This window comes from Kitasatospora sp. NPDC036755 (genome assembly GCF_040636595.1).
In the GTDB taxonomy this organism is placed as follows: Bacteria; Actinomycetota; Actinomycetes; order Streptomycetales; family Streptomycetaceae; genus Kitasatospora.
The window spans coordinates 1-5,404 of record NZ_JBEZUT010000453.1; the positions used below are offsets into that span (position 1 = coordinate 1).

At 72.8% G+C, this 5,404-nt stretch carries 6 protein-coding genes; 5 read left to right on the plus strand and 1 reads right to left on the minus strand.

The genetic code is table 11. The features are described 5' to 3' along the window. Window positions 1-1,044: family 2 encapsulin nanocompartment cargo protein terpene cyclase (locus AB0E96_RS37750; protein WP_359830858.1), on the plus strand; the 1,044-nt coding region annotated here is incomplete at its 5' end. Window positions 1,045-1,188: 144 nt separating this feature from the next. Next, complete coding sequence (locus tag AB0E96_RS37755; RefSeq protein WP_359830860.1) at window positions 1,189-2,067, plus strand: geranyl diphosphate 2-C-methyltransferase; 879 nt, start codon at window positions 1,189-1,191, stop codon at window positions 2,065-2,067. A 143-nt stretch (window positions 2,068-2,210) separates the two neighbouring features. Here AB0E96_RS37755 and AB0E96_RS37760 read toward each other — a convergent pair whose 3' ends face one another. Then, window positions 2,211-2,855 carry a dihydrofolate reductase family protein gene (locus AB0E96_RS37760; RefSeq protein WP_359830862.1) on the minus strand — a complete coding sequence of 215 codons (645 nt, stop codon included), beginning with the start codon at window positions 2,853-2,855 and terminating at the stop codon, window positions 2,211-2,213. A gap of 290 nt (window positions 2,856-3,145) precedes the next feature. Between AB0E96_RS37760 and AB0E96_RS37765 the strand changes: the two genes are divergently transcribed. The 3 genes from AB0E96_RS37765 to AB0E96_RS37775 all read left to right on the plus strand — a co-directional run bounded on the left by AB0E96_RS37765 (window position 3,146) and on the right by AB0E96_RS37775 (window position 5,206). Next, entirely contained in the window at window positions 3,146-4,216 is a 1,071-nt protein-coding gene (locus tag AB0E96_RS37765) for a phosphatidylinositol-specific phospholipase C domain-containing protein (protein ID WP_359830864.1), read from the plus strand. Window positions 4,217-4,330: 114 nt separating this feature from the next. After that, window positions 4,331-4,723 (plus strand): ribonuclease, encoded by a 393-nt coding sequence (locus tag AB0E96_RS37770; protein WP_359830867.1) that lies wholly within the window; start codon window positions 4,331-4,333, stop codon window positions 4,721-4,723. A 132-nt stretch (window positions 4,724-4,855) separates the two neighbouring features. Beyond that, window positions 4,856-5,206, plus strand: a complete 351-nt coding sequence (locus tag AB0E96_RS37775; protein ID WP_359830870.1) for an isomerase — start codon at window positions 4,856-4,858, stop codon at window positions 5,204-5,206. The last annotated feature ends 198 nt before the right edge of the window (window positions 5,207-5,404 follow it).

Consider the following 5,404-nt stretch of genomic DNA (forward strand, 5'->3'; position numbering starts at 1 on the left):
GCCGTCGCGGCCCCGGCCGCCGCCGGCTCCGCCGCCCAGGCGCCGACCGGCGGCAAGCCCAGCCCCGGCGACCCGATCCCCGGCCTCTACCACCACCCGATCGCCGAGCCCGACCCGGTGCGGGTGGAGGCGCTCAGCGCCGCGCTCAAGGTCTGGGCGATGGAGGAGATCGAGCTCTACCCGCCGGAGTGGGAGAAGGACTTCGACGGGTTCTCCACCGGGCGCTACATGGTGGCCTGCCACCCGGACGCGCCGAGCGTCGACCACCTGATGCTCGCGGCCCGCCTGATGGTGGCCGAGAACGCGGTCGACGACTGCTACTGCGAGGACCTCGGCGGCTCGCCGATCGGCCTGGGCAGCCGCCTGCTGCTCGCGCACACCGCGCTCGACCCGCTGCACACCACGCCGGAGTACCACCCGGCGTGGGAGGAGTCGCTGTCCTCGGACGCGCCCCGGCGCTCCTACCACTCCGCGATGGAGTACTTCACCCGGGCCGCCACGCCCTCCCAGTCGGACCGGTTCCGGCACGACATGGCGCGGCTGCACCTCGGGTACCTGGCCGAGGCCTCCTGGGACCAGGCGGACCACGTCCCGGAGGTGTGGGAGTACCTGGCCATGCGCCAGTTCAACAACTTCCGCCCCTGCCCGACGATCACGGACACCGTCGGCGGCTACGAGCTGCCCGCCGAGCTGCACGCGCTGCCCGCCATGCAGCGGGTGATCGCCCTGGCCTCCAACGCGACCACCATCGTCAACGACCTGTACTCGTACATGAAGGAGCTGAACAGCCCCGGACTGCACCTGAACCTGCCGGTGGTGATCTCCGAGCGCGAGGGCGTCTCCCGCAAGGAGGGCTACCTGAAGGCGGTCGAGGTCCACAACGAGCTGATGCTGGCCTTCGAGGCGGAGGCGGCGGCCCTGGCGGTGTCCTGCCCGGTGCCCACGCTCGTACGGTTCCTGCGCGGTGTGGCCGCGTGGGTCGACGGCAACCACTACTGGCACCAGACCAACACCTACCGCTACACCCTGCCCGACTTCTGGTGACGCCGTCCGCCGCGGTGGAACCGGCCGTCGTGGTGGAACCGGCCGCCGCCGGCGGTGTTCGCCCCTGTCGGGCACCCATTGACCAACCCTGATCATTCCTGACCAGACCTGACCATTCCGTTGACATCCGCTAGGAGCTGTCCCATGTCCGTGACCGACGACATCACCACCCCCGGCAACACCATCCCCGGCCCGGCGACTCCGTACCAGGGCGACATCGCACGCTACTGGGACCACGAGGCCCGCCCGGTCAACCTTCGCCTGGGTGACGTCGACGGCCTCTACCACCACCACTACGGCATCGGCGAGATCGACCACGCCGCGATCGGCGACCCGACCGACAGCGAGCGCGAGAAGAAGGTGATCGCCGAGCTGCACCGGCTGGAGTCCGCCCAGACCGACCTGCTGCTCGACAACCTCGGCGAGATCCGTGCCGACCACACCCTGGTCGACGCCGGCTGCGGCCGCGGCGGCTCGATGGTGATGGCCCACCAGCGCTTCGGCTGCCGGGTCGAGGGCCTGACCCTCTCCACCCAGCAGGCCGACTTCGGCAACAAGCGCGCCGCCGAGCTGGGCATCGGCGAGTACGTCCGCTCCCGGGTCGCCAACATGCTGGACATGCCCGTCGCGACCGGTTCGGCCGCGGGCTCCTGGAACAACGAGTCCAGCATGTACGTCGACCTGCACGACCTGTTCGCCGAGCACTCCCGGGTGCTGAGCGTCGGCGGCCGGTACGTGACCATCACCGGCTGCTGGAACCCGCGTTACGGCCAGCCGTCGAAGTGGGTCTCGCAGATCAACGCCCACTTCGAGTGCAACATCCACTCGCGCCGCGAGTACCTGCGGGCGATGGCCGACAACCGCCTGGTGCCCCAGGCCGTGATCGACCTGACCCCGGACACCCTGCCCTACTGGGAGCTGCGGAACACCACCTCGCTGGTGACCGGCATCGAGGAGGCGTTCATCGAGTCCTACAAGGACGGCTCCTTCCAGTACGTGCTGATCGCGGCCGACCGCGTCTGATCCGCAGGCCCCGATCCGACCGGCCCTGATCCGGTAGCCGTCCGGCACCGGCGGGCGGCAGGACACGACGGCGGCCTCCCCGCACCCGCGGGGAGGCCGCCGTCGTCCGTACCGGTCCCGGCCCCCGGACTCCGGGGCGGCGGCTACGGCCGGGTGAGGGTGAGGTGGGTGACGCCGCTCGGACTGGACACCGCCTCGGTGCGGAAGCGCTGCTCCAGCCCTTCCAGCCCGTCCCAGAGCCGCTCGCCCCGGCCGAGCACGATCGGCACCACGACCAGGTGCAGGTGGTCGACCAGATCGGCCTCCAGGAAGGCCCGGACGGTGCTCGGACCGCCGCCGATCCGCACGTCCAGGCCGCCGGCCGCCTCCCGGGCCCGGCGCAGCGCCTCCTCGGGGGAGGCGTCGAGGAAGTGGAAGACCGTCCCGCCCTCCATCTCCAGCGAGGGGCGAGGGTGGTGGGTGAGCACGAAGACCGGGGTGTGGAACGGCGGGTTGGGTCCCCACCAGCCGCGCCAGTCCTCGTCCTGCCAGGGGCCGCGCTGCGGGCCGAACTTGTTGCGGCCCATGATCTCCGCGCCGATGCCGTCGCTCCAGGTGCGGGCCATCGCGTCGTCCACGCCGGTGGCACCGCCCTCCTTGCCGCTCATCCGACGGAACGTCCGGGTGCCGAAGAACCAGTCGTGCAGCCGGTGGGCGGCATGGCCGAAGGGCTCGTCGAGGCTCTGCCCCTCGCCCGTGCCGTAGCCGTCCAGGGAGATCGAGAAGTTGTGGACCCGGACCAGGGACATCGGCTTCCTCCGCTGCTGGCGCCTCGGTACGGGCCGGCCGCCCGCACCCCGTCGCGGGCCACGCTAACCCAGGGCTCCGGTGCCCTGACGCTCCGTCAACGCCCCGGGCGTGGCGGCTGCGACGGGTGTGGGGCGGGTGGAGGAAGGGGAGGGGAGTCGGGGAGAAGCGGTGCAGCCGTCACGCTATTGTCGTGCCTTCTTCATCCTGAGCACGCCCGGGCGGGCGATGCTTCGTCAGGCTGCCCGGGAGCAGGGCGGCCGGCATCCCACGACTTGGGGGGACCGTTCCGATGACCGTACGCCGCACCCTGACCGGATTCCTGGCCGCCGGACTGATCGCCGCCGCGGCGGCGCTGGTCCCGACCTCCCCGGCGGACGCCACCCCGGGCGGGCCGGGCGACCTGCCGTTCGGCTCCGCGACCACCGTCGGCCTCCACAACACCTACGACCCGGCCGCCTTCCCGTACCTCGCCCAGGGCCTGGACACCGGCACCGGGATGATCGAGCTGGACCTCTGGCCGAACATCGTGACCAAGCAGTGGCAGGTCAGCCACTCCAACCCGTTCGGCAACTCCAACAACTGCACGGCCGCCACCACCCCCGCCCAGCTCTACGCCGGCAGCACCGACCAGAACCTGGAGAGCTGCCTGGACGACGTCCGGGTCTGGCTCGCCGCGCACCCGGGTGCCGGGCCGCTGGTGATCAAGCTGGAGCTCAAGCCGGGCTACTCGGCCAACCTCGGGATGGGCCCGGACCAGCTGGACGTGCTGATCGCCCAGCACCTGGGCCCCGCCGTGCTGCGCCCCGCCGACCTGCTGGCCAAGCCCGGCGGCGGCACGTACGCGAGCGTGGACGAGGCGGTGCGGGCGGGCAACTGGCCGAGCCGCTCGGCGCTGGCCGGCCGGGTGCTGCTGTACGCGATCCCGGGCACCGTCGAGCTCGGCAACCCCTTCGACACCCTGCACACCGACGTCGAGCAGGGCCGGCACCTGCGGGACCTGGCGGCGGCCGGCCGGATCGGCCAGGCGCAGGTCTTCCCGTCCGTGCTCGGCGCGGCCACCGGCGACCCGCGCGGGCAGTACACCGGCGCGGACGCCTCGATCCGGCCCTGGTTCGTGGTCTTCGACGGCGACGCCTCGACCTACGTCAGGACCATCGACACCGCCTGGTACGACAGCGCCCACTACCTGCTGGTGATGACGGACTCCCACCTGGTCGCCCCGGAGATCAGCGCCACCGACCCGACGGCCGACCAGGCGCGGGCCCGCACCGAGCAGTTGGCGAAGGCGCACGCGAGCATCGTCTCCAGCGACTGGCGCAGGCTCCCGTCGGTGCAGTCGCTGGTGCTGTCCCGCGGCTGAGCCCGGGTGGGCCGCTGACCAGGTCAAGGCACCCGAGGGTACGTCGAGTTGACCGGAGGTGAAGAGTTGGAACGGGGCTTCCGGTGGCACCCGGCGGCGGCCATCCTGGTTGTCATGACCCGAACTCTACGCGCGTGGAAGACCCGCGTCGCCGCCACCGCCGCCGTCGCCCTGGTGACCCTCGCGCCGATCGCCGTCGCCACCGAGGCGCACGCCGCGGTGAGCGGCTCGGTGTGCCTCTCGGCCCTGCCCTCCCAGGCCCACACCACCCTCGACCTGATCGCCTCCGGCGGTCCCTTCCCGTACAGCCAGGACGGCGTCGTCTTCCAGAACAGGGAGCGCGTGCTGCCCGCGCAGTCGACCGGTTACTACCACGAGTACACCGTGGTCACCCCGGGCTCGCCGACCCGCGGCGCCCGGCGGGTCGTCACCGGCAAGCAGTACCACGAGGACTACTACACCGCCGACCACTACGCGACCTTCCGCAAGATCGACTTCGGCTGCTGACCCGGCCACCCGTTCCCTCGGAACCCCCGGGGCCCCGGCGCCGCACCCCGCGCCGGGGCCCCGGGCGCGTCCGGGAGCGCCGACGGCGTCCGGTAGCGTCGGGGGTCCGACGACACTCTCCCGGAGGTTCCCGTGCCGCAGATCCTGGTCGACCACTCGGCCGAACTCGACTTCGACCGCTCGGCCCTGGCCACCGAGGTCCACCAGGCGATCGCCGAGGTGATCGACACCACGGTGGCGGACTGCAAGACCGTCTTCCGCGCGGCCGACCACCACCGCGTCGGCGACGGGGCTAGCGGCGAGGCCGTGGTGCTGGTGGAGGTGAAGATCCTGGCCGGCCGCAGCGTCGAGCAGCGCGCCGCGCTGAGCGACCGGGTGCTCGCCGCCCTGCGCGCCCGGATCGCCGGGCCCGCCGCGATCGGCGTCCAGGTCACCGAACTCGACCGGGACACCTACCGGTTCGTCCACCACGCCGGCCAGTAGGGGCCCGCCGTCCCGCGCGCGGCAGCGGGGCCGAACGGCGAGGCGGGCCGAACGGCGAGCCGCAGCGAACGGAGGGCCGCACCGAACGGAGAGGCGGGGGGGGGGCCGCCCGGCCCGGCGCGCGCCCCACCGCCCCCCCCCCGCCTACGGGCGAGCGGCCCGGGCGGCCGGCCCGGCGCGGGCCGCCGGCCCACCCCG

Excerpts from the sequence above, each read along its gene's own strand:
- AB0E96_RS37765 (WP_359830864.1), top strand. The coding sequence starts at position 3,146 with ATGACCGTACGCCGCACCCTGACCGGATTCCTGGCCGCCGGACTGATC.
- AB0E96_RS37760 (WP_359830862.1), bottom strand. The coding sequence starts at position 2,855 with ATGTCCCTGGTCCGGGTCCACAACTTCTCGATCTCCCTGGACGGCTAC.
- AB0E96_RS37770 (WP_359830867.1), top strand. The coding sequence starts at position 4,331 with ATGACCCGAACTCTACGCGCGTGGAAGACCCGCGTCGCCGCCACCGCC.
- AB0E96_RS37755 (WP_359830860.1), top strand. The coding sequence starts at position 1,189 with ATGTCCGTGACCGACGACATCACCACCCCCGGCAACACCATCCCCGGC.